This window comes from Pseudomonas hefeiensis, from assembly GCF_030687835.1.
GTDB classification, from domain to species: domain Bacteria; phylum Pseudomonadota; class Gammaproteobacteria; order Pseudomonadales; family Pseudomonadaceae; genus Aquipseudomonas; species Aquipseudomonas hefeiensis.
Window position 1 is genome coordinate 3,373,794 of sequence record NZ_CP117449.1, and the last position, 22,604, is coordinate 3,396,397.

Genomic DNA, 22,604 nt, shown 5'->3' on the forward strand with positions numbered 1-22,604 from the left:
CAAACGGGTCTGTTGTCCACGTGTGCGGCGAAGGATTTAATCCCTCGCCCTAACGGATCGGCGGCGCGATCTAGAAATGGGTAAACGTCAACCCCAGCTTGTAAGTCGGGCCGTATTCTTCGTACTGACTGTTAAAGGAGCGGTGGCCGGTGTAGACGAAATACGACTCGTCGGTGAGGTTCTGGGCTTCCAGGCTCACTTGCAGGTTTTTGGTCAGGGAGTAACGGGCGCTGAAGTCGACAAAGGTTTGGGCGTCGACATGCAAGTCATGGTCGCGGTCGCTGATGGACGCCAGTTCATACAGGTAGGCCGACTTGTAGTTGGCCGACAGACGCAGGCTCAGCTTGTCGTTCTCCCAGCCCAGCATCAGGTTGCCCACGGTGTCCGACTGGTTTGGCAGGTCGATGCTGCGTTTGCGCTGTGTTCCACTGGCCTGATCGAACCCCTCGATCTCGGCGTCCGAACGGCTGAAGGTGGTGTTGGCCCCTAGCAGCAAGCCATTCCAGGGGGCTGGCAGCCAGTCGAATTTTTGTGAGTAGGCCAGTTCCAGGCCATAAAGCTTGGCGCTGTCACCATTGGCGAAGCTATGGGCTTCGGAGAAGTCGGCCCAGGCGCCCGTGCCCGCCAGGTCGGTGTTGTAGACGAAGTTCTTGATGTCCTTGTAGAACACGAAAGCCGAAACAGTGCCGGCCCGGCCCATGAAATGTTCAATGCCCAGGTCCAGGTTGCTCGACTCCAGGGGTTTGAGGTCCGGGTTGCCGAAGGTCGCCTCGTCATCGTCAATCACAAAACCCGGGGCCAGTTGCCCGAAGGTCGGGCGCACCACGGATTTGGTCCAGGCCGCACGCACCTGGGTGTTCTTGTCCAACTGATAGCGCGCGTGCAGGCCCGGCAGCCAGTGGTGATATTTGCGCCGGGTTTGGGTGTCGGTGAACACCCCGTCGGTAACGCCGCTGCCTTTGGCTTCGAACTCCGTGCCCTCATAACGCATGCCGGCGATCAAGCGCCAATCGTCGATGTCCACGGTGTTCATCAGGTAAGCGGCGTTGATGTCTTCGCTCATCTGGAAGTCATTGACCCGCGACTCCTCCTCATCAAAGAAGGCGTCGCGGTCCAGACCACCCAACAATTGTTCAATGGCACCGGCGCTGATGCCTGGACCGTACTGGCCGAGGCTGTAATCGACGTTGCCCTTCTGGAATTGTCCGAGGTTCAACTGGTCGTCGGTGAACCCCAGGTCGTCGAAATCTTCATAGACCCAGGCATCGAGGTCATTGTCCTTGTCGCGGCGGCTGACTTTGCCACCGAATTTGACCTGGGAGGCATAGCCACTGACGTCATAGTCTCTGGCAAGGTCCAGGCGCAGGTTTTTCTCGGTGTCGGTGGTGTTCTGCTGTTCCCAGTCCACCTTGTCCAGGCTGAAGTTGGCAGGATCGTAGAACCCCGAACCAATGATCGGTCGCGGCTTGTCGTTGCCGTAGAAGCCCCCCTCAAAACCGTCGATGCCTTCGAATGTGGCACCGGCGATGTGGCCGGGGCTGTCTTCGCTGGACTTGCTGTAGCCGCCCTGGCCGCTGAGGGTCCAGAGACCGAACATGCGCTCCCCGCCCAGTACGTAGGATTGGATCTCCTGGGTTTCTTCGCGCTGCTTGATCTTGCGCTCGCCTTCTGCGGCGCCCAGCTCGCCGGCCGCTTGTGGATCCTCGAAAGCCAGGCTGGCGGCATTGCGGGTTTCGCTGTCTTTGTAACGACTGTAAAGCGTGCGCAGGTAGTAGCTGCTCAAGTCATCCGGCTTGTAGTCGAAGTTCAGCCCGCCGCCAGCGCGCTCCCGACGAATGTCATAGTCGCGTTGTTCGAACTCTTCGAGCCGCGAGCCTTGCTCGAAATCCCAAGCGCCGCCGGTTTCAACGTTGTCCGAGCCAAAGTCGCGCTTCTGCCAGCTCAACGCCGCTGCAACGCCGAAGTTATCGATGCCGTCGCCCAGGCTGAAACGGTCGCTGACGGCGCCAGAAAATTTCGGACTCGTCTGGCCGGTGTTCTTGTCGTAGCTGGCTTCGCTGCTGCCGGTGTAGAACAAGCCCTTATGGTCGAAAGCCGAGAGGCTTTTCACATCGACCGTGCCGCCCAGAGAGTTGGCGTCCATGTCCGGCGTCAGGGTCTTGATCACCGACAGCGACTGCACCAGCTCCGAGGGCAGCACGTCCAGGGCAACGGCCCGGCGCTCGCTTTCTGGTGCCGGCACCAGCGTGCCGTTGATGGTCACGCTGTTGAGGTCAGGCCCCAGGCCCCGCACGCTGACAAAGCGACCTTCGCCCTGGTCACGCTCGACGCTGATGCCCGGCAAGCGCTGCACCGCTTCGGCGACGTTTTCATCCGGCAACTGAGCCACGCCATCGGCATGCACCACGCTCTTGATGCTGTCGGCGCTGCGCTGCTCTTTCAGCGCCTGATCGATGCTGGCCGCCTGGCCGACCACTTCGACATGTTCAGTGTTCGTCTGCTCGGCAGCGCTCAACCGTTCACTGGCAATGGCCATCGCCAACGCGGTGAACGTAAAACCGACGAGCCCGGCAGTGCTTGTGCGGTGATGCATGGTGGTCTCCCCCAGGAATCCGAAAATCCGCCAGGCAACGGCCCGGCAACTGGGAGGGCACGCTAGGGGTGGGTGGTGACGGTTCTGTGACAGCGGTTGCCCGCAGGGGCTCAAACGCGCTGATTTGATGGGGTTGGCGAACCGGAATGAGCTGAAATGACCTTTCTCCGAGCCGCACAGGCCTTCAGCAGCCGATCACTTTAGCTAAACGTCGCACCACACCGCTGTGGGAGCAAAGCTTGCTCGCGATGCAGGCGCCTCGCCCCCTGAAAAACCGCGTCGTCTTCGTCGCGAGCAGGCTTTGCTCCCACAAAATCCCCTCGCCACAATGAGATAAGGGCAATCTCATGAATAAAAAACCGGACAACCAATGAGCTGATTCGACCTCCCCCACCCATTCACCCACCGTCACCGCACTGTCACATCCATCTGCTGTGCTGAGCCGCATTCCGCTTCTGGCAAAGGATTCCGGCCATGTTCTCCGTACTGCGCCCGCACCGCCTCAAACTCGCCCTGCTTGTGTTGGCGGCCAACCTCGGACTGATGCTGCACCTGGTCAGCGGTGAGCTCAAACCGCTGAGTGAGTGGGTCTGGCTGGACATTCTCGGCGAAGGCGGCTCGGCGTTGCTGGCGCTGGTCTGGCTCGGCCTGGTGCTCAAGAGTCGCCCGGCCGGTCGGGTAACCAACTATCTTGTACTGGGCCTTGGCTGCATCTTTTTTTCCTGGTGGATCGACAGTCTCGACGAGTTCATCCGCTTGCCCGACTCCATCACCTGGGACCACTGGCTGGAGTCCGGGCCGATGCCGGTGGGCATGATTCTGCTGACCCTCGGCATCTATCACTGGCACCGAGAACAACTGGCGATCAACGGGCAAATGGAGAAACGCGAACGGTTGTTCCGCGAGCACCGCCTGTTCGACAAACTCACGCCGCTGGGAGGCGCGGACTTCTTCAAACATGAACTGGCGAGCAGCCTGGAAGACAGCCGGCACCGCCAGCAGCCCCTGTCATTACTGGCCCTGGACCTGGACAACTTCACCGCCATCAACCAGCGCTTCGGTCATGGCGAGGGCGACGCGGTGCTGCAAGCCGTCAGTCAGTTGCTGGTGCTGAACCTGCGCCGTCAGGACCTGCTTTGCCGCCTGGCCGGTGATCGCTTTGTGGTCCTGCTGCCCGACACTGGCGAGAGCCAGGCCCGGCATCTGGCCGCAGAGCTTGCCCAAGCGGTTTGCAGCCTGGCCCACAAGACCCGGCAACATGGCGAGCGTTTGCAACTGACCGCCAGCACCGCCGTGGTGATGGCATTTGACGAGTCGCCGGAGGTCTTGCTCAAACGGCTCAACCTGACGCTAGCCCGATCCCGTTCCACGTTGAAAAGCGCCTGAGGCCGGCCCATGACCCTCAAGACCTGCTGGTATGAAACCGACAGCCGCTTCATTCCGGGGCACTATCAACCTGCCGCGCTGATTGATCTGGCGCTGTCGCGTGACATCGACAGCCATCGCCTGTTGCGTGGCACCGGGCTGTTCCATGACGATATCCTCGCCGGCCAGAGCCGTATCAGCCCGCAACAGTTTCTTGGCCTGATGGACAACAGCCGACGCCTGCTCGATGCCAGTGACAGCAGTTTCCTGTTCGGCCAGCGGCTGCTGCCGGGGCATTACGGACCGGCCAGTCATGCCTTGCGCCACGCTCAGAATCTGCATCAGGCCCTGGAAACCCTGATCGACCAACAAGCCCTGCTCAGCCCCCTGGCCGCGCCGCGCCTGTTATTGGACGAGCACTACGCCTACGTCCATTGGTTGGACAGTTGCGGTGCCGATCAACAATGGCGCTTCGTACTGGAAGCAAGCATGACTTCAATGGTTGCCATGAGTGCATGGCTGAGCGGCGAACGCCTGCCCTGGCAATGCAGCTTTCGCCATGAGGAACCGCGTTACGTCGAGCAGTACTGGGTGCATTTGGGTGAGCAGACGCAATTCAATCGGCCGCTGGACCTGATGCGCCTGCCTCGCCACTGTCTGGCTCAACCCTGGCCCAACGTTTCGGCCACCGCCGGCCAGGTGGCGCGGGTCCAAGCCCGGGAACAGCTTGAGCAACTGGGTTTCGCGGCAAGCTTTCTGGACTGCGTCTACGACTACCTGCACACCCATGTGCAGCAGACGCCCAGTCTGGAACAGACCGCCCAGGCTTTCGCCATGAGCCCGGCGACCCTCAAGCGCAAATTGCACAAGCACCACACCGGGTTCCAGCAACAGGTGGACCGGGTGCACACCCATGTGGCGTTGTACTTGTATCAGGTCAAGGGGTTCAGCAACGAGGAAGTCGCGCAGTACCTGAACTTCAACGACACGGCGAATTTCCGCCGCTCGTTCAAACGCTGGACCGGCAGTACGCCGAATCTGATCCGGCAGTTGCTGATGTTGGGGTGAGCACCACTGTGGGAGCAAGGCTTGCCCGCGATGCAGACGACGGTCCTTGGTGAACCTAGGCGCCTGCATCGCGGGCAAGCCTTGCTCCCACAGATAACAGATGAATTTCCTGTGGGTTCAGTGCCCGCGAATGTAATGCTCCAGCTGCCGGATCAAATCCGCCTGCTCGACGATCGCTTCTTTCACCAGATCGCCAATGGACAACAGTCCCATCAACTGGCCGTTATCCAGCACCGGCAAATGCCGCAGGTGGCTGTCGGTCATGACTTCCATGCAGCGGTCGATGCTCTGCTGGCTATCGGCGGTGACCACCGGGGCGCTCATGACGGTGCGTACCGAAGTGCCCACCGAGGAGCGTCCCTGCAACACCATCTTGCGCGCGTAGTCGCGCTCGCTGAACACGCCGACCACCTGACCGGCTTCGATCACCGGCAACGCGCCGACGTTTTTCTCGGCCATGATCTGCAACGCTTCGAGCACGGTCTGCTCCGGCGCGATGCTGTGAACCTGCTGGTTCTGCACACTCTTGAGCCTTACCAGTTGAGCGGCTGTTTTCATTGTTGATTCCCAACTTCAGTTAATGGCAAGCCAATGCACTTAAAATCGCTTGATTCATTGTGGCGAGGGGATTTATCCCCGCTGGGCTGCGCAGCGGCCCTAAGATTGAGGGCTGCTGCGCAGCCCAGCGGGGATAAATCCCCTCGCCACAGGAACTGGATCACTGCACAACAGCGGTGTCACCGCGCTCAGGTGCGGCTCAGTCTTCGCCAATCTCCACCACATCGCCATTCAAGCGCACCGGCCACACCCGCAGACGCTGCTCCGGGTATTCCAGGCAATGGCCGTCTTCCAGGCGGAAATGCTGCTTGTACATCGGCGAGGCAATCACCAGGTCACCCTTGATACTGCCCAGCAGGCCACGACCGATCACATTCGCGCCGGACTTGGGGTCGCGGTTGTCGATGGCGTACAGCGGCTTGTCCTGCTGTTCGGGCAGGTACAACAGCGCCACCTGGCTGCCGTCGTGCCAGGCAACGACGCCGGAGTTGGGCACCAAATCCTCGCGGCTGCACAGGGCACGCCATTGCACAGGACTTTGGGCCGCGTCGCGGGTGGGGATACGAACGACGTTTGACTGGCTCATCAGAGCACCTCCTCGGTGACGGGAATCAGGTGAAGCTCGTGGGCGTGAACCGGCCGGCGCTGGCCGCGCTCTCTGACAAAATGGACATCCGGATCGCCGCGACCGTCATTGACGAAGGTGCGGAAGCGCTTAAGCTTGTCCGGGTCCTTAAGAGCGTTGGCCCATTCGCATTCATATCGGTCGACCACCAGTTGCATCTGGGCTTCGAGTTCGGCCCCCAGGCCCAGGCTGTCGTCGATGATCACGTCCTTGAGGTAGTCCAGGCCGCCCTCCAGGCTTTCGCGCCAGACCGACGTGCGCTGCAATTTGTCGGCGGTGCGGATGTAGAACATCAGGAAGCGGTCGATGTAGCGAATCAGGGTCGCGTCATCCAGGTCAGTGGCGAACAGCTCGGCGTGACGTGGGCGCATGCCGCCGTTACCGGCCACGTAGAGGTTCCAGCCCTTCTCGGTGGCGATCACGCCGACGTCCTTGCTCTGGGCCTCGGCGCACTCACGGGTGCAACCGGACACCGCAAACTTGAGCTTGTGGGGCGAGCGCAAACCCTTGTAGCGATCCTCGAGGGTCAGGGCCATTTGCACGCTGTCCTGCACGCCGTAACGGCACCAGGTGCTGCCCACGCAGGACTTCACCGTGCGGGTCGACTTGCCGTAGGCGTGACCGGTTTCGAAACCCGCTTCGATCAGTTCGGCCCAGATATCCGGCAACTGGTGCAACTGGGCACCGAACAGGTCGATGCGCTGGCCGCCGGTGATCTTGGTGTAGAGGTCGTATTTCTTGGCGACCACGCCAATGGCGATCAGTTTGTCGGCAGTGATTTCCCCGCCAGCGATGCGCGGCACCACCGAATAGGTGCCGTTTTTCTGCATGTTGGCCATGAAGGTGTCATTGGTGTCCTGCAAGGAAACCAGGGACAGGTCCATGATCGGCTGGTTCCAGCACGACGCCAGGATCGAGCCCACCGCTGGCTTACACAAGTCGCAACCGGTGTGCCCGCGACCGTGCTTGGCCAGTAGCTCCGCAAAGCTGATGATGCCTTCAACCCGCACCAGGGCATAAAGCTCCTGGCGGGTATAGGCGAAGTGTTCGCACAGGCTCTTGTCGACGCTGACGCCACGAGCAATCAATTCGTGCTCGAATACTTGCTTGACCAGGGCGGCGCAACCACCGCAACCGGTGCCGGCCTTGGTATCGCATTTCAGTTGCCCGAGGTCGGTACAGCCGCTGTCGATGGCCGAACAGATCGAGCCTTTGGTGACGTTGTGGCACGAGCAGATGGTCGCCGCCGCGGGCAGCGCTGCCGGGCCCAACGTGGGTGCGCCTTCGGAGGTCGGCAGGATCAGGCTGGCAGCGTCCTTGGGCAACGCGATGCCGTTCTGCATGTATTGCAACAGGGTGTCGTAGTAGCTGTTGTCGCCCACCAGGACCGCGCCGATCACCCGTTTGCCGTCGGCGTCCACCACCAGTCGCCGGTAGCTGGCGCTGGTTTGATCGATGAACTGGAAGCTGCGCGAACCTGGTGTATTGCCGTGGGCGTCGCCGATGGAACCCACGTCCACGCCCAGCAACTTGAGTTTGGTGGACATGTCCGCGCCAGTGAACGGCTCGGTGTTTTCACCGCACAGGCGAACCGCGACGTTGCGGGCCATCTGGTAACCCGGAGCGACCAGGCCGAAGATGCTGCCGTTCCAGGCTGCGCATTCGCCGATGGCGTAGATGTCCGGGTCGCTGCTCAGGCAATGGTCATCGATCACCACGCCACCGCGCGGGCCGATCTGCAGATCGCACTGGCGAGCGAGGGCATCCTGGGCGCGGATGCCGGCGGAAAACACGATCAGGTCGGTTTCCAGGAAATCGTCATCGCCGAAGTTCATCCGATACCGGTACTGCTCACCGGCGCTGATGGACTGGGTGCCCTTGGACAGGTGCACGCCGACGCCCAGCTTCTCGATGCGCGCCTTGAGGGCCAAACCGCCCTGCTCGTCCAGTTGCACCGGCATCAATCGCGGCGCGAATTCCACCACATGGGCTTCCAGGCCGAGGGTCTTGAGGGCATTGGCCGCCTCCAGGCCCAGCAGGCCACCGCCGACCACCACACCACGACGGGCGTTGCTGGCGGCGGCACGAATGGCGTCCAGGTCTTCGAGGGTGCGATAGACCAGGCAGGAATCGCCTTCGGCGCCCTGGATCGGTGGCACGAACGGGTAGGAGCCGGTAGCGAGCACCAGTTTGTCGTAACTGATGCGAGCCTGGGCGGTGACCACCTGGCGCGTTTCACGATCAATTTCCAGCACCGGCACGCCCAGGTGCAGCGTGACGCCGGGGGTCTGGTACAACGAAGCTTCGCCAAGCGCCAGGGACTCGGCGTCACGGCCTGAGAAATACTCCGACAGATGCACGCGATCATAGGCGCGCATCGGCTCTTCACTGAACACATGCAGGTGGTAATGATTGAGGGCACCGCGCTCGATCAGTTGCTCGACGCAGTGATGGCCGACCATGCCATTGCCGATCACGATCAGCGTTTGCAGCTTGTTCAGGGAAGCAACGTTGGAATTCATAAAAGCACCCGACAAAAGCCCATCACGGTTTTGAAAGCAAAAAAAAAGACGCCTGAAACCTTGCGGTTCCAGGCGTCTTTGCCTGTTCTGTGCGGTATCGATCCGGCGACTGCGCCCCGATCTACCGTTATCCCCGGCCTGCTGGCTCTCGATCTTCGTTGACCGACGGGGTTGCCCACTCAAGTATTTACGGTGGGCCTGAACAGCCTCTTGCAGCGAGCGTGCCAAGCTTTTGTCTGGCACCCTGGATTCATAGACCCAAAGCCGCTTCCAATCACCTCAAATCCCTGTGGGTGCGGGCTTGCCCGCGAAAGAGCCCGACCAGCCACCTCATGCAGACAGGCCCCCCTCAGTAGCTTTCCATGCAAGGACGATTGCCTTGCCATGGTGCGATCAGCTACCTGCGGCTTCATAAAAGTGCAGTGACTGGGCTGACGCCATCGCGAGCAGGCTCGCTCCCACAATGGCCCTGCCCCGCCTGTGGGAGCGAGCCTGCTCGCGATGAGTAACGTTCAGGTGGCGCAGATGCGGGCGGTTCTGTTCACCATCGAAACGATGGTCACAAACAGCTCTTGCTTGGCCTCGGCAGCGCTGACTTCCCCAGTGGCAGCGGCATTGGACAAGGCTTCCGCCGCGCCCAGCATCGCCCGCAGACTTGCTTGGGTGATGGCCCGTGGACCGGCGAACGGCTCCAACACCGCCCGGCATTTATCCAGAAAAATAGCCTCATATTCGCGCTTGATGCGCTCCAGTTCTGGCGAACTTGTCAGCGCCGCAATGACCCCCGGGATTTCCCGGCCTTGCAAAAGAACGCATTCGACAAACGAAGAAGCAATCACCTCGGCGCGGCTTTCCAGTGTCGGCTCACTCGCTTCCAGGGCCGCGTCCATCAGCGCCGTCTGACGGGCATCGAAATCCTGATAGAGCGCCGCCAGCAGCCCGGACCGAGTGGTGAAGTGGTCATACACGATGGGCTTGGTCACCCCCGCCTGTTCGGCGAGCCGGGCCAGGGTCAGCGCTTCGCTGCCCTCCTCCCGCACCAGCCGCCAGGCGACATCCAGCAGCTGCCGTTGCCGATCCTCGCGGGACAAGCGTCGGCGGGGAGCAGCAGAGGATCGCGAATTTTCATCAAGGCTTGACATGCTAACTTTACCAACCGTAACTTACTAAAAGTAACTTAACCAAGCATACCTGCTTGATGCCGCTCATTGCCATGAGGAGTTTTGCCATGCACGCACTCATCGTTGTCGCTCATCACGATCCCCACTCCCTTACCCACGGCCTTGCCAAAAAAATCGCCCAAGGCCTGACCCAAGCCAATCGCTCCGCTACGTTTGAGATTGCCGACCTGGCTGCCGAAGGCTTCGATCCGCGGTTCAGTTTCGCCGACCATGCGGTACACCACCGCGAGGCTTCACCGCCCATGGACGTTTTGGCCGAACAAGCCAGAATCGACCGCGCAGATGCGCTGGTGCTGGTGTATCCCATCTACTGGTGGTCGATGCCAGCCTTGCTCAAGGGGTGGATCGACCGGGTGTTTTCCAACGGCTGGGCGTTCGATTTCAGCCTCGATAAACCCTTTATCAAAAAATTGCAGCGTTTGCAGGTGCATCTGGTTGCCGTGGGCGGGGCTGATGATGATACGTTCCTGCGCCACGGTTATGGCCAGGCGATGACCGCACAGATCGACCACGGCATCTTTGATTACTGCGGCGCCCGGGTGGTCAGTTCCCAACGTTTGCTCGAATCGGAAACCCTCGAACCGGCGCTTCACCTGGACAATGCCTATCTCATAGGCCAGCGGTTGTTCCCGCTGAGCGAGGAGACTGCACAGGTTCAAGCCCGCCCTGAGTGCGCCTGACCGCCATCAGAGCGCGCGGCCCTTGGCGGCGGAGAGGACCTGATCACGCTTGTAGATATCCGGGATGTACAGTGCCTGTCCCTGGCTGTCGGCTTGCACGGTCCAGTAGCCCAACAGAATCGGCACCGGCCTGGCCAGCCTGAACTCATGAGTCAGTCCGCTGGCCAGCAGCGTGTCGGTGCGCAGACGTTCAGCCGGGTTCACCAGCCAGTCGCGCAACTGCAGCGCCTGTTCGACTCGCACACACCCCGAACTGAACGCCCGCGGCTCCTTGCTGAACAGTGACTGGCTGGGCGTGTCATGCAGGTACACGGAAAACGGGTTGGGAAAACGAATCGCCATTTTGCCCAGTGGATTCTTCGGACCGGGGTCCTGGCGCAGCATGAGACCGCCGGGATGCTCCCAATCGATGTCCTGGGCCAGTAACGGCAAGCCATCTCGATCGATCACCCTCAGGTTATGTCGACTCAAGAACTCTGGGTCACGACGAATCTCGGGCAGTTTGTCTTCGCGCATGATAGTCGGAGGGATGGTCCAGGTCGGGTTAAGTGTCAGTCGTGTCACCCGAGACTTGAGCAATGGCGTTTCCCGGTCCGCGCGGCCCACTTGGGTGCGGGTTTGCCAGACCGGTGCGCCATCCTGGTAGACCGTCAACCGGGCTGCCGCCACATTGACCAGCACGCTGTCCGGCTCCAGGTCCCGGGCCAGCCAGCGCATGCGCTCCAGATTGACGCGCAACTGCTCGCGCCGCATGAACGGGCTGATGTTCAGTTCCGTCACTGTCCAAGGCCCCACCACCCCATCGGCTTGCAGCGAATGGTGAAGCTGGAAGCTTTTCATCGCCGCCACCAGGTCAGGGTTGTAGTGATCGTCGATGATCACCGGGGGTGCGCTGAAATAACCTTCGCTGAACAGTCGCTGGGCCAAGGCCGGTACGCGGGCGTCCCGCTTGTCCGGGTGCAACAAGGGGCCGCCGGGGACCGGTTGCCATTCGGGCAAGGGTTGTTGCCGTTGCCGGGCGTAGAGTTCACGCAAGTTGCGATACAGCACCAGGCCCGGCCGGGCCTGTTCAAAGGCCTCGTCCAAGCCCTGAAGCCCCCGCACGGCGATGGCCAGCACCGCAGCCTGACGATCCTGTGGCAGCGGGTCGGCCTTCCACACCGGTTCCAGGCGGTCCTGAGGCAGGTAGCCGAAACGCAGGTCATACAGGGCTTGCAAGTAGCGCTGGCTGATGGCGATGTCAACACAATGGGCGTTATGGGCCATTCCTTCAGCAGGCATGCTGTAACGTGCCGGGTCCAGTCCGTCATCGGCCAGTTGCTGCAACTGTTCCCGCAGTGCCATCCGTCGCTCGTCGTCCGACCAGACGTCCTGGCCTGCGTTTTGCTCATAGAACGCCTGCAGACTCATCATCGTCGGAAAGTCGACGGCTGCGGCCAGCTCGGGACAATTGACCGACAGTTGCGCCAGGGTGGTTTGCACCAGTGCCGGATCGCTTTGCTCGGCTGTGGCGACCAATGGCGCAGTGAGTAATAAAAGGCTCAGGTAACATGCGGACTTTTTGAACAACTGCTTTACTCCAATCCATGGCCGTCCCGTTGACGGTCAACTTTGCGACAGGTACGACCCGCCATCATGCAAACAAACCAAATCGGACGGGATGCCGCAAACGAACACCACCGTGGGATTTTTCCATCTTTAGCAAGCCTCTTGCGCCGACTCTGCCTGGTCATCACCGGCCTTGGCGTCATGTGCAGCCCGGCGCTGGCCGACAAAGGAAATTCTCAACCGCTTTACAACAGCCTCACTCACGCGGCGCCGGAACTCAATCCCCAAGCGCTCAAAAGTGCCTTGGGCGCCATGCAATGCGCTGTCGCCAACGGCGCTCGTCCGGCCCGCCATCTGGCGGTAATCGACTACTCGCAACCTTCTACGGCCCGCCGCCTGTGGATCTTCGACCTGCGCCAGAAGAAGCTGGTATTGCGCGACCTGGTGGCCCACGGGCAAAAATCCGGGGAAAACTTCGCCACGCAATTTTCTAATCGCCTGGGCAGTTTCCAGTCGAGCCTGGGACTGTTTCGCACTCAGGAAAGTTATCAGGGCGCCCACGGATACTCGTTGCGCATGGACGGTCTGGAGCCGGGCTTCAATGACCTGGCCCGCGACCGCGCGATCGTGATCCACGCCGCCGATTATGTGAACCCGCTGTGGAGCGTGCGTCAGGGGCGCATCGGCCGCAGCCTGGGTTGCCCTGCCGTCCGCCCGCAGGTGGCACGCCAGGTGATCGACAAACTCAAGGGCGGGCAATTCATGTTTTCCTGGTACCCGGACCCGAGCTGGCTCAAGCGTTCGGCCTATCTCAACTGCCAGCCGCAGCAGGTTGCCAGCATTTTGGCAACTAGCGGCGGTTAGGTAGCACCTTTGTGGCGAGGGGATTTATCCCCTCGCCACAGATTGCACCTGCTGAAAGGCTGGTTAAAATGCCGGCCTTTCGAATCCCTGGCGTTGCCTGAATGAATTGCGTAGCCCTTCAAACCCTTCACGACCATTTGCTGACAGCCCTGGAATCGTTGCCAGAAGAAACCCGTCGCCTGTTCCATGGCCGCGGGCGCTGCTGGCCGGGCCTGGAACAGGTCACGGTCGACTGGTTGCAAGGGGTGGTGCTGGTCTCGCTGTTCAAGGAACCGGAACCCACGCAGCTCGACGACTTGCTCGCCATGCTGCTGACGCTGAGTACCTCGCCGGCCTGGCACCACAGCAAGGCCCATACACTCGCCGTGCAGCACCGCTACCTGCCGCAAAGCCTCACCCAATGGCTGGTGGGCGAGCCAATTGACGAATGGACCCTGACCGAAGGCGGCCTGCGTTACCGGATCGACCTGGGCAAGAAGCAGAACAACGGCCTGTTCCTCGACATGCGCTATGGCCGCGACTGGGTTCGGGCCAACGCCGATGGCAAACGGGTGCTGAACCTGTTCGCCTACACCTGCGGCTTCTCAGTGGCGGCCATCGCCGGCGGCGCGCAGCATGTGGTCAATCTGGACATGTCCCGAGCGGCCCTGAGCCGAGGCCGCGACAACCATCGACTGAACGGCCACGATCTGAGCCAGGTGAGTTTCCTCGGCCACGACTTGTTCAAGTCCTGGGGCAAGGTGATCAACAGTGGCCCGTACGACCTGGTGATCATCGATCCACCCACCTTCCAGAAAGGCAGCTTCCTGCTGACCAAGGACTATCAGCGGGTATTGCGCCGCCTGCCGGAACTGCTGACGGCCCACGGCACCGTCCTGGCCTGCAGCAACGACCCGGCCACCGGCCCGGATTTCCTCATCGACGGCGTTACCCAGCAGGCTCCGGGGCTGGTCTTCGAGAAACGCCTGGAAAATCCGCCGGAGTTCCCTGACGTCGATCTGGAATGTGGCCTGAAGGCCTTGGTATTCAAGACGACGACGCCTGGCTGCTAGCTAACGCGATGACCTGTGCTGGGCCCGTAGCAGCGCGCAGGAGCTGTGTAGGAGCTGTCGAGTGCAACGAGGCTGCGATCTTCCCCCAGACACTTGAATCCCAAGCGGAAGATCAAAAGATCACAGCCTCCGGCAGTTCCGCTATCGCGATGTCCACCAAGCGCTGACCCGCTCAGTGGTTATCCGACGTACCAATGCCTCGACCTCCCGGCTCTTGAGCGAGCGGTAGATCGCCATGGTGCGTCGCAACTGATCTTCGGTGAGCGTCACCGGCTGGTCTGCGGCCCAATTCACATCCGCCACAGCCTCCAACCCGACGCGGCGCCAGACGGTACGGTCGCCCTGCAGGACCGATTCCAGCGGGCTGGACAGGTCGGCATCCGGGCGCGCCAGATTATCCAGCAGGACCTGGGGCCAACGGGATGGATTCACTGGTCCACTGAACGCATCCACCAAATCGTCATCGACCGCGTCCCAAACCGCCAACCCTTCGGACCAGTCTCGGGACATCAACCCCAGATAGGGCCGCCAGGTCATTTCTCCGGTACGGGGGGATTGATCATTGTTGTTGAAGGTGTCCTGGGCGTCGCAGAGCCAATCGATGAAAGCCTCCCGAGTCATATGCACCTGACGCTGCTCGATGCTTGGATAGCGCTCCGCCAGCATGTGGTTCCAAACGGCGTAATGCTCAAACAGGAAGCCTTCAAAAGGTACGTCTTGTTGCTGAAGGCGAGCGCGCTGGACCGCTTCGAACATCGTGAAGTGCAGTTCCAGCTCAGCAAGATCTGGCTGTTGCCGGTCCAAACTACGCGCTTGCAGGCGCACGCGCAGTTGCCCCAGTTGCTGATCGAAATCCGCGATCAGGTCCGGCAAGGGCGCATGCGCGTTCTGGTACCCGATATAGTGCTGCAAAATAGCCGCCGCCCTCTGGCGATCTCCAAAGGCCAGCCCGAGAGGCGAACGGACATCGGCTTCCTGCATAGCGCCGGAGAACCAATCGATGAAACGTCGGTTTCCGGCGTTATCGCGGGCAACTTCCAAGGCCCGCTGAAGGCTGGGGGAGATATACAACCAGTCGTCGAGGGTGTATCGAAAAGCCTCGGGAACGATTGCGCGAAGCGCCTGGATTTGTGCGCTTGGCAACGGATTATCCTCCAGCCACAGCCCAACGGGATCTTCCCTCGGCCACTGGACCAGGGCAGGCAGCAGGTCATTCTGAATGTTGGCGATACGGTTATCCCTAAGGTCGAGAATGAGCATGTCCGATGAAGGTCTCGATAACACCGTCAAAACCAGCGTGGGCACTCGATCAAGCCCGGTACGGGAAAGCTCCAGCTCCTGCAGGTTTACAAGTTCTGGCAAGTCCGGCAGGTCCCGGCAGTTGTTACCGCTCAGGCGCAGGTCCTCCAAGCCAATGGCTGTACGCAGGAATGCACTGCCCTGCTCATCCAGGCGCAGACCACAGCGCATCAGATCCAATGCACGCAATCCGGGTAACGCGGTGATGGCCTGCAACTCCTGGGGCGTAAAATGCAAGTTGTCAGCCCATACCAGCTCACGCAGGGAGAGCAGTTCATCCAGGCGGCCGATGGCCGCGACCATGGCTGCACTGGCCGCCGCCTCCCCACCGCTACTGATTCCGGACAGGTGCAGCGTCCGCAAATGAAGCGCAGAACCGGCACCGAGCAGAGGAGCAAATACATCCGCGTCCATATTGAGCGGATTGTTGCTCAGTGACAGCTCTATAAGCCCGGGCAGTTCGCCCGCGGCCATGGGCACCGCGGTGAGGTTATTGCCGTGCAGGTGCAGCGTATCCAGGCTGGGGAACAGCCGCAGGAACGCCGAAGGGTCCTCGCTCAAGCCCATGTTCACCAGAACCAGCTCTTCTATATGTTCAAAACTCACGCTGATCGGCGGCAGACGGCCGATGTTGTGCCCCACCAGCCGCAATGACAGCTCACTGCCCTCTAGGCCTGGATCCGGTGCGCGTCGCCAGGCGCGGCGAATCTCCGCCGCTACGGCCCGGCGCAGCGAGAGCCGTGTCTCGGCGTCGACGTCGTTCTCGGCAGGATGGTGAACGCCCTCATGGACCTCCCACTGACGCAGTTCCTGGTCCAGCGTGGTCCATTCATTTTCCAGTTGGGCGACCCTGCTCTCCAGGCTCAAGCGCTGGCGACTGGCTTGCCTGGCCAGGGTCTCCTGAAGCCTCGCCAGTTCACTCCCGGCATGGCTTGGGTAGAGTCGCTCAAGACGCGCTTCCAGGCTTGCACTCCAGACCAGCAATGGAAGCCGCCCGCGACCACTGAACGGATATCCCAGGCGCCCGTTCAGCCATTGCGGGCGGGCGCCCCGGGTGCCTAGGGGTTTTATCAGCAAATAGGGGCGCAGGCCTGGTCGATCATCAAGCGCTTGTGCGAGCAACCAGGTCCGAAGCGTGGCGCCCTGCCAAATGTTCAGGCCAAGTGCCCGGCGAGCGTCGTCCGGCAGCGCTCTTAGCAGCGCATCTTCCAGGTCCAGGGCATCCGCCAGCTCATTACCCTCCTCGTCAAAGGGGCGGTACTGTTCGCCTTCCTGGCGAATGATCTTCAATGGCCCGGTTTCCCCCACCTCCAGCGGGTTTACCAGCTCGCGCAGAAACAGGCGCAGGCGCACCCGGCCTTGCAGTTGGGGGGCGCTACCCACCAGGCCCATGATGATGCGATCCCGATCGATACTACTTTCACCGCGCTCCAGGGCACGCAAGGCACGGCTCAGGCGCAGCTCGCGCAGGGCTTCGGCGCATTGAGTGCCCAAGCCTTCTCCCACCCGTCCCTCATACAGGCGCACCCGATCCTGGCCAATGGCCTGGCTGGCAAGCTCGTTGGCCATGGCTGCGGGCAAGCCCGGGAAAGCCCGGACCAGTGGGACGGCCAGGGGATCGAGTCCAGTGGAGCGGACCATCGCGTCGATCACCCGCCGCGTATTGCGCTGCAGATGCCTGGCCCAGTGCCCGGCCAACAACCGACTGCGCTCCACCGGTGGCAAGCCGATGCTGCCTTGGCCCAACACAGAGGTCTGTTCAGCCGTGCTCAGGCCGGCCAGGATACGCTCCGCCCAGGCGTCTTGCTCCAGGTCCGCTTTGCGCAGATAGAGCGAGCGCGTGTCAGCCACGTCACCAATGGGATGGAGGGTCACGCCATCGTGGTATCGCAACGTCAGATCGCTTGGCCAACCCGGCAACTCCACAACGGTCTGGACGATACGCAAATGCCCTCCTTGGGGCGTTTCATTGCGCAACAGCCGCCCAATGGTGTGCCGCACTTGCTGCCAACACCTTGCCTCATCCAGGGCATCGGCGAATATCGCCGGCATTGGTTGCCCCTCTACTTGCAGATAGCGCAGATGCGCATCGCTGATGCCGACCTGTCGCTGCAAACCGAGGATCGTACTGTCGTCCAGTTCAGCCGGCGTCTCGGCGAAGTTGCGCAGCAGTTCCAGACGCCCCCGTTGCAATGGGTTGCGATGTGCCCACTGCCAACCACGGGCACGGCTCCACTCCAGGAGCGGTCGCACGCCTTTATGCCCTGGAGGCAGACGCAGGTCCAAGGCATCGCCCGTGCCCCGGACTTCGAAGTAACGGTCCTCGATTCGCACCCAAGCCTCGTTTGTCGTGCGCCAGACACCCCAGGCGTCCTGCTCCGCGTCCACTGGCGGCAGGCGTCTGGCTTCAAAAGGCCGGACATCGCCATTCCACAGGCGCGTGGAGCCGTCACCCACAGGCATGGGTTCCACCACCCCACCGACAAATCCCAGGTAGGCACCTTGAGCGATCCCGAACAACACGTTGAAGATATGTTCGATACCTTCTTGGGCATGACCTTCGTTGAAGGCCTGGATACCTTCGAAGATTTCATACACCAGCCGCACGCCCCCGACCGCTGCCGCCGTCATGCCGATGGGTGCGCAGAACGGGAAGAAGGTCGCCACGAGCATGAGCGTGCGCTCGACAAGGCCTTCCCAGTAAGCGAAGCGAGCCAGCAGCGCCTGCCAGTCCTGGTCCCGGGTCGGGACCATCAGCGCAGCGGCGTTGGCCAAGGCATGGCCACGCCATTCGTGATAGCAGGCTGGCCAAGGCGCCTCACGCAGATCACTCAAGCCCCAGGCCACCCTTGGCGTGGGTATCCGAATGCGGCGGCCGTCCTCGCCCCGCTCACCCTCGCGCCAACCCGTGATACGGGCATGGATTTCCTGTATCACGTTAGGATGAGCCTCCACTCTCCACTCCACCTGATCATGCAGGGCCGTCCCCAGCCAGGCCTGCAACCGTAGCGGCAGGTATCGCATGAGGCTTTCGCGATAGCGGCGTCTACGCACCCGCTCGGTCAACTCCGCGGACATGGCCTGCACACTGGTGAATTGCTTGAGCGGTGCCACTGCATCATGGGGCATGTGCAGGACGATCGGCCGCACACCGTTGGCGTCTCCTGCCATGCCCCAATACACCCGGGCGCCGAACAGCGGGACCGACAGCAGCTCCAACGACTTGACCTCACAGGCCAAAGGCGCAATGGGCCGGGCTTCGAGTTGAATGCCGGCGCAGGCCAACAGGCGCTCACCGGTTTCATCGAGACGTCCGTCCAATTTCGCCTCGTAGGCGTCATGGGTGAGCAGGCTGCGTGCGTACGCCATGTAGGCGCTGGCGATGGCGGGCACCTCGCCGCCGATGCGAGGCAACCGCCGTTCAAGTTCCTTGCGGTAAGCTCCACCAGCGTCCATACGCCGACACAGGCGCGCGAATTCGGCTGGGGTCGTGGGTAACACAGCGATATCCGACGGCGCGTCCCATGAGTAGAACTCTTGCGGCTTTCCCTGAATGAACAACTGGCCCTTATTGTCGAAATCGCTGCCAGTGACCGCCTCGGCAGGAGAGTAATTGCGCATGGCCGCTTCGACCACCGACAGCGAGGGCTCATAGCGGTAGGGGCCGCGCCTGACCCTTGCCCGGTTTATCGCATCGGCAGCACTGCCGGTGCCATTTACCGCTCGCCAGGCCTGTATTTCCGGCTGGACCTGCAGCAAGCTGAGCGTGAAGGTTTCCGGTGCCGGCAGGTCGACCAGTAGAGCGTTGAGTGCGTCGCTGTCACGCTGCAGTTGCTGGGTCAGGCCCTTGAAGCGCTGTTGCCGGGCCCATGAAGCGCGTTTTAGCCAGGCGGGCAGCCTGGCCTGGATAAAATCGATATGGGTATCTTGAGTGGACATGATGGACCTCCTTCCTTGGGGTCGATTGGGCATTCGAAATGCTGAGGCACACTGGATTGAAGTGCCTGCGATGCTCGCGAAAACAAGCGATTTTTGAAACCGTCCAACCGTTGCAAAGGGTTGCGAGCCCCGTCAGTCCGCCGCTCGCCCGCCCGCCCTGCTGCGCAGCAAATCAATGAACAATCCCAACTCCCGGCTTCCGGTAGCGGCGCTGGCGCCGTGCCAATGCCTGACACCGGGCCCAAACTGCTGACCGGCGCGGTTTGGTGGTCACACCACCAACGTTAACCACGCCGACATCAGCAACAACACCGCCATGACCCGATTGAAGCGCCCCATCGTCACGGCCGATCGGCAGAATCTGGCGGCGCCGAGGCCCAGATAAGCCCAGGCGGTCATGCATGGGATCGAAATCGCGAAGAACGCCAGCGACAGCCAGAGCACCCGCACGGTGCGGTCGGCCTCAGTGCCGGCGAAGACGCTGACCACCGCCAATGCCATCATCCAGGTCTTGGGATTGACCAACTGCAACGCGGCCGCCCCCGCCAGGCCAAGTCGCGGCCCCTCAATGGGTCGCTCAGGGTCAATGGCCTCGGCCGGCGTGCTGAATATTTGCCAGGCCATCCAGCTCAGCCAGGCAATTCCGGCCCATGACAGCAAGGTTTGAATCGTGGCATGACGGGCCAGCACATCGCCCAATCCGGTGCCCACCAACAACACCAGCAAGGCCGCGGCGGCGCAGGCGCCGAGGATGATCGGCAAGGTGGTTGCCAGACCAAAGCGCGAGCTGTGGCTCAGCACCAGGATATTGGTCGGGCCTGGGGTGATAGAGGCGACAAAGGCGAACAAGGCAAACGGCAGCAACTGGTCCATGGAGCAACATCTCGGTGAATGATCGTAACCTGATCATCCCCACCAAACCGTGCTCAGTCTGGAACGTTTGAGCAACGCTTGCGGTAGTCCGCCGGGCTCAGACGATAGGCGCGCTGGAACCAGCGACCCAAATGACTCTGGTCGGCAAACCCGAGTATCGCCGCCACCGCCACCGCGCTTTCGCCACGGGCCAGCAAGCGCCGGGCCCGGGCCAGGCGCAACTGGATCAGATAGGCATGGGGGGCGAGACCGAACGCGGCCTTGAAGGCCCGGGTCAGGCGAAAACGGTCCACCCCGGTGACCCGTGCCAGGTCATCCAGCCCGACGTCGTCACTCAGATGACTGTGCAGATAATCACGGGCCTGCTGCGCCACCAATGGCAAGCGCGGATCGGGATTGATCCGCGCACGCCAGTGCAGGTGCTGGGTCAGGTTGGCCAGCAAGGCGTCGAGGGTCGTCTGGCGCACGATGCGGATCTCCTGCTGGTGCAGGCTCTGGAACGCCATGGCCGTGGCGCTCGCCAGTCGCGCATCGTCGGCCAGGGTGGCGGCAAACCCCAGCTGTGCGTTATCCGGAGCCACATCGAACAACGAGCGCAATTCGCGCTCCAGCCAGTGAGGCTCAAGGTACAACGTGCGATAGGTGAAACCGCTGGCGTGGGGCGCGTTGCCGTCATGCAACTCGCCGGGCTCGAGCAGAAACACCTTGCCCGGCGTGCTGTTGTGTTGCTGGCGGCGACAGTGGAACTGCTGCACGCCCTGTTCGGTCACGCCTACCAGATAGGCGTCGTGCCAATGAGGATCGTAGGCATGCCCCTCGAAGTGCGCGCGCACGGTCTCGATGCCGGACGCGGCGTCCTGCTTGAGATCGATCCAGTTGCGCGTTGTCATGGGCAGTCCCGTTACATGTATCCGTTAGGGCAGATTAACCGCTCAGAACGAACACGTCTGGAAGATTTGTGCACCTTGCCTGTCGACCAGAATCCGCGCCCGTGTCGAGTCAATCACGTGTCTGGTGCAATAGCCTCCCTCCACGCTCGTATCGCCAACCCCGCCAGTTCGGCATCCTGCTCGGCCTTCACTCCGGACACGCCGATGGCGCCAATGCACTGCTCGTCGTGGCGGATGGTCACACCTCCTTCGAGCATACCTTGCAAATGCGGGGCGCTGAGGAAGGCGTAGCGACCGCCGTTGATCATGTCTTCAAAGGCCTTGCTATCGCGTCGACCCACAGCGGCGGTGCGGGCTTTTTCAGTGGCGATGTAGGCAGATAATGGGGAAGCATCATCCAGGCGCAACAATCCCAGGGGATGACCGCCGTCGTCCACCACGCAGACCGACACCGCCCATTGACGCTGGTGAGCCAGTTCCTTGGCCACTTCCAGTAACCGTGTAACGTCTTGTTCAGTGAGTACCGCTTTGGTTTTCATGCATCAATCACTCCGTGGCCTATAGCAAAAAGCCCGCAGGGCTGGGCCTGCGGGCCTAAAACAACTGCCCGTTACTCGCCGTAGATATCGAAATCAAAGTACTTTTGGCGAATCTTTTCATAGGTGCCATTGGCGCGGATAGTCGCCAGTGCCTGGTTGAAGCGGCCCGCCAACGGATCGTTCTTGCGCACCGCAATGCCGATGCCGGTGCCAAAATATTGCTCCTGGGTAAAGTTTGGCCCGACAAACTCGAAATCCTGGCCCTCGGGACGTTTGAGCAGGCTTTCGTCAATCACCACCGAGCTGGCCATGGTTGCATCCAGACGCCCGCCCAGCAGGTCGAGGAATATTTCGTTCTGGGAGCCATAGCGAATCACCTCGGCACCGGCAGGAGCAAATGTCTCGGTGACATAGCGATCGAAATTGGTCGCACGCTGAACCCCGATCCGCTTGCCTTTGAGCTGCGCAGGGATGTCGCTGATGCCACTGCCCTTGCGAAACACCAGGCGTGCCGGGATACGGTAGTAACGATGGGTGAAGTCCACCGACTTCAACCGCTCGGGGGTGATGGACATCGAGGAGATCACCGCGTCGACCTTCTTCACCTTCAGCGCCGGGATCAGACCGTCGAATTCCTGCTCCTGCCAGACGCAGCGCACCTTCATCTCGGCGCATAACGCCTGCCCGATATCGTAGTCGAAACCGATGATGGTGTTGTCCGGTGTTTTCGAGGCGAATGGCGGATACGCCGCCTCGATACCGATGCGCAGGGAAGATTCTGCGGCCTGCAGGTTTGCGCCAAGGCTTGGCAGCAATAAGCCCAGCAGCGAGACGATACCCAGTTTCAGCGCTATGCGTTTAGCGTTCATTCATTAGCTCCAGATGCGATGTTATTGATTTCGGACGCTCCACAGAAGTCGTCCGTTATGGCAGCAGCAATGTGAACAAGCGCGAGCGGCGACTCTGTCGGTCGTCTGCCCGGTGACAGTACAACGGTAAGCGGGCGGC

Annotated in this window: 16 protein-coding genes; 5 read left to right on the plus strand and 11 right to left on the minus strand. The window is 61.4% G+C overall.

Annotated features, from left to right (window positions below; genetic code table 11):
* Nucleotides 1–70: 70 nt before the first annotated feature.
* The gene (locus tag PSH57_RS14895) at nt 71–2,593 is read right to left on the minus strand and encodes a TonB-dependent receptor (protein ID WP_305383722.1); all 2,523 of its coding nucleotides are present in this window, start codon (nt 2,591–2,593) and stop codon (nt 71–73) included.
* 474 nt (nt 2,594–3,067) lie between these two features.
* On the opposite strand from PSH57_RS14895, the gene PSH57_RS14900 reads away from it, so the two are divergent.
* Both PSH57_RS14900 and PSH57_RS14905 read left to right on the plus strand, forming a co-directional pair.
* On the plus strand, nt 3,068–3,979 hold the full coding sequence (locus PSH57_RS14900) for a GGDEF domain-containing protein (protein ID WP_305383724.1): 912 nt from the start codon (nt 3,068–3,070) through the stop codon (nt 3,977–3,979).
* Between the two features lie 9 nt (nt 3,980–3,988).
* Nucleotides 3,989–5,026, plus strand: a complete 1,038-nt coding sequence (locus PSH57_RS14905; RefSeq protein WP_305383725.1) for an AraC family transcriptional regulator — start codon at nt 3,989–3,991, stop codon at nt 5,024–5,026.
* A 117-nt stretch (nt 5,027–5,143) separates the two neighbouring features.
* On the opposite strand, the gene PSH57_RS14910 is transcribed toward PSH57_RS14905, so the two are convergent.
* The 4 genes from PSH57_RS14910 to PSH57_RS14925 form a co-directional block, all read right to left on the minus strand.
* Complete coding sequence (locus PSH57_RS14910) at nt 5,144–5,584, minus strand: CBS domain-containing protein (protein WP_305383727.1); 441 nt, start codon at nt 5,582–5,584, stop codon at nt 5,144–5,146.
* A 199-nt stretch (nt 5,585–5,783) separates the two neighbouring features.
* Entirely contained in the window at nt 5,784–6,170 is a 387-nt protein-coding gene (gene nirD / locus PSH57_RS14915) for a nitrite reductase small subunit NirD (RefSeq protein WP_305383729.1), read from the minus strand.
* The gene (nirB, locus tag PSH57_RS14920) at nt 6,170–8,731 is read right to left on the minus strand and encodes a nitrite reductase large subunit NirB (RefSeq protein WP_305383730.1); all 2,562 of its coding nucleotides are present in this window, start codon (nt 8,729–8,731) and stop codon (nt 6,170–6,172) included. The genes nirD and nirB overlap by 1 nt, the downstream gene beginning before the upstream one ends.
* Nucleotides 8,732–9,243: 512 nt before the next feature.
* A complete protein-coding gene (locus tag PSH57_RS14925) occupies nt 9,244–9,873 on the minus strand; it encodes a TetR/AcrR family transcriptional regulator (protein WP_305383732.1) in 630 nt (209 codons plus the stop codon).
* A gap of 86 nt (nt 9,874–9,959) precedes the next feature.
* Here PSH57_RS14925 and PSH57_RS14930 point away from each other — a divergent pair, with 86 nt between their 5' ends.
* On the plus strand, nt 9,960–10,592 hold the full coding sequence (locus tag PSH57_RS14930) for an NAD(P)H-dependent oxidoreductase (protein WP_305383734.1): 633 nt from the start codon (nt 9,960–9,962) through the stop codon (nt 10,590–10,592).
* A gap of 6 nt (nt 10,593–10,598) precedes the next feature.
* On the opposite strand, the gene PSH57_RS14935 is transcribed toward PSH57_RS14930, so the two are convergent.
* Entirely contained in the window at nt 10,599–12,161 is a 1,563-nt protein-coding gene (locus PSH57_RS14935; protein WP_305383736.1) for a L,D-transpeptidase family protein, read from the minus strand.
* Between the two features lie 180 nt (nt 12,162–12,341).
* On the opposite strand from PSH57_RS14935, the gene PSH57_RS14940 reads away from it, so the two are divergent.
* On the plus strand, nt 12,342–13,004 hold the full coding sequence (locus PSH57_RS14940; protein ID WP_305390395.1) for a murein L,D-transpeptidase catalytic domain family protein: 663 nt from the start codon (nt 12,342–12,344) through the stop codon (nt 13,002–13,004).
* Nucleotides 13,005–13,105: 101 nt separating this feature from the next.
* Complete coding sequence (locus PSH57_RS14945; RefSeq protein ID WP_305383738.1) at nt 13,106–14,056, plus strand: class I SAM-dependent methyltransferase; 951 nt, start codon at nt 13,106–13,108, stop codon at nt 14,054–14,056.
* A gap of 141 nt (nt 14,057–14,197) precedes the next feature.
* On the opposite strand, the gene PSH57_RS14950 is transcribed toward PSH57_RS14945, so the two are convergent.
* From PSH57_RS14950 to PSH57_RS14970, 5 genes are all read right to left on the minus strand, one after another.
* Complete coding sequence (locus PSH57_RS14950; protein ID WP_305415871.1) at nt 14,198–19,294, minus strand: leucine-rich repeat domain-containing protein; 5,097 nt, start codon at nt 19,292–19,294, stop codon at nt 14,198–14,200.
* 270 nt (nt 19,295–19,564) lie between these two features.
* Nucleotides 19,565–20,167, minus strand: coding sequence for a LysE family translocator (locus PSH57_RS14955; RefSeq protein WP_305383742.1), 603 nt, complete (start codon nt 20,165–20,167; stop codon nt 19,565–19,567).
* Nucleotides 20,168–20,220: 53 nt separating this feature from the next.
* Nucleotides 20,221–21,057 (minus strand): AraC family transcriptional regulator, encoded by an 837-nt coding sequence (locus tag PSH57_RS14960; protein WP_305383744.1) that lies wholly within the window; start codon nt 21,055–21,057, stop codon nt 20,221–20,223.
* Nucleotides 21,058–21,170: 113 nt separating this feature from the next.
* Nucleotides 21,171–21,596: a GlcG/HbpS family heme-binding protein gene (locus PSH57_RS14965; protein WP_305383745.1), complete on the minus strand. Its 426-nt coding sequence runs from the start codon at nt 21,594–21,596 to the stop codon at nt 21,171–21,173.
* Nucleotides 21,597–21,667: 71 nt separating this feature from the next.
* Nucleotides 21,668–22,465, minus strand: a complete 798-nt coding sequence (locus PSH57_RS14970) for an ABC transporter substrate-binding protein (RefSeq protein WP_305383746.1) — start codon at nt 22,463–22,465, stop codon at nt 21,668–21,670.
* Nucleotides 22,466–22,604: the final 139 nt, after the last annotated feature.

Coding starts and splice junctions, on each gene's coding strand:
- PSH57_RS14895 (WP_305383722.1), bottom strand. CDS start 2,593: ATGCATCACCGCACAAGCACTGCCGGGCTCGTCGGTTTTACGTTCACC.
- PSH57_RS14900 (WP_305383724.1), top strand. CDS start 3,068: ATGTTCTCCGTACTGCGCCCGCACCGCCTCAAACTCGCCCTGCTTGTG.
- PSH57_RS14905 (WP_305383725.1), top strand. CDS start 3,989: ATGACCCTCAAGACCTGCTGGTATGAAACCGACAGCCGCTTCATTCCG.
- PSH57_RS14910 (WP_305383727.1), bottom strand. CDS start 5,584: ATGAAAACAGCCGCTCAACTGGTAAGGCTCAAGAGTGTGCAGAACCAG.
- nirD (WP_305383729.1), bottom strand. CDS start 6,170: ATGAGCCAGTCAAACGTCGTTCGTATCCCCACCCGCGACGCGGCCCAA.
- nirB (WP_305383730.1), bottom strand. CDS start 8,731: ATGAATTCCAACGTTGCTTCCCTGAACAAGCTGCAAACGCTGATCGTG.
- PSH57_RS14925 (WP_305383732.1), bottom strand. CDS start 9,873: ATGTCAAGCCTTGATGAAAATTCGCGATCCTCTGCTGCTCCCCGCCGA.
- PSH57_RS14930 (WP_305383734.1), top strand. CDS start 9,960: ATGCACGCACTCATCGTTGTCGCTCATCACGATCCCCACTCCCTTACC.
- PSH57_RS14940 (WP_305390395.1), top strand. CDS start 12,342: ATGTGCAGCCCGGCGCTGGCCGACAAAGGAAATTCTCAACCGCTTTAC.
- PSH57_RS14945 (WP_305383738.1), top strand. CDS start 13,106: ATGAATTGCGTAGCCCTTCAAACCCTTCACGACCATTTGCTGACAGCC.
- PSH57_RS14950 (WP_305415871.1), bottom strand. CDS start 19,294: ATGTCCACTCAAGATACCCATATCGATTTTATCCAGGCCAGGCTGCCC.
- PSH57_RS14955 (WP_305383742.1), bottom strand. CDS start 20,167: ATGGACCAGTTGCTGCCGTTTGCCTTGTTCGCCTTTGTCGCCTCTATC.
- PSH57_RS14960 (WP_305383744.1), bottom strand. CDS start 21,057: ATGACAACGCGCAACTGGATCGATCTCAAGCAGGACGCCGCGTCCGGC.
- PSH57_RS14965 (WP_305383745.1), bottom strand. CDS start 21,596: ATGAAAACCAAAGCGGTACTCACTGAACAAGACGTTACACGGTTACTG.
- PSH57_RS14970 (WP_305383746.1), bottom strand. CDS start 22,465: ATGAACGCTAAACGCATAGCGCTGAAACTGGGTATCGTCTCGCTGCTG.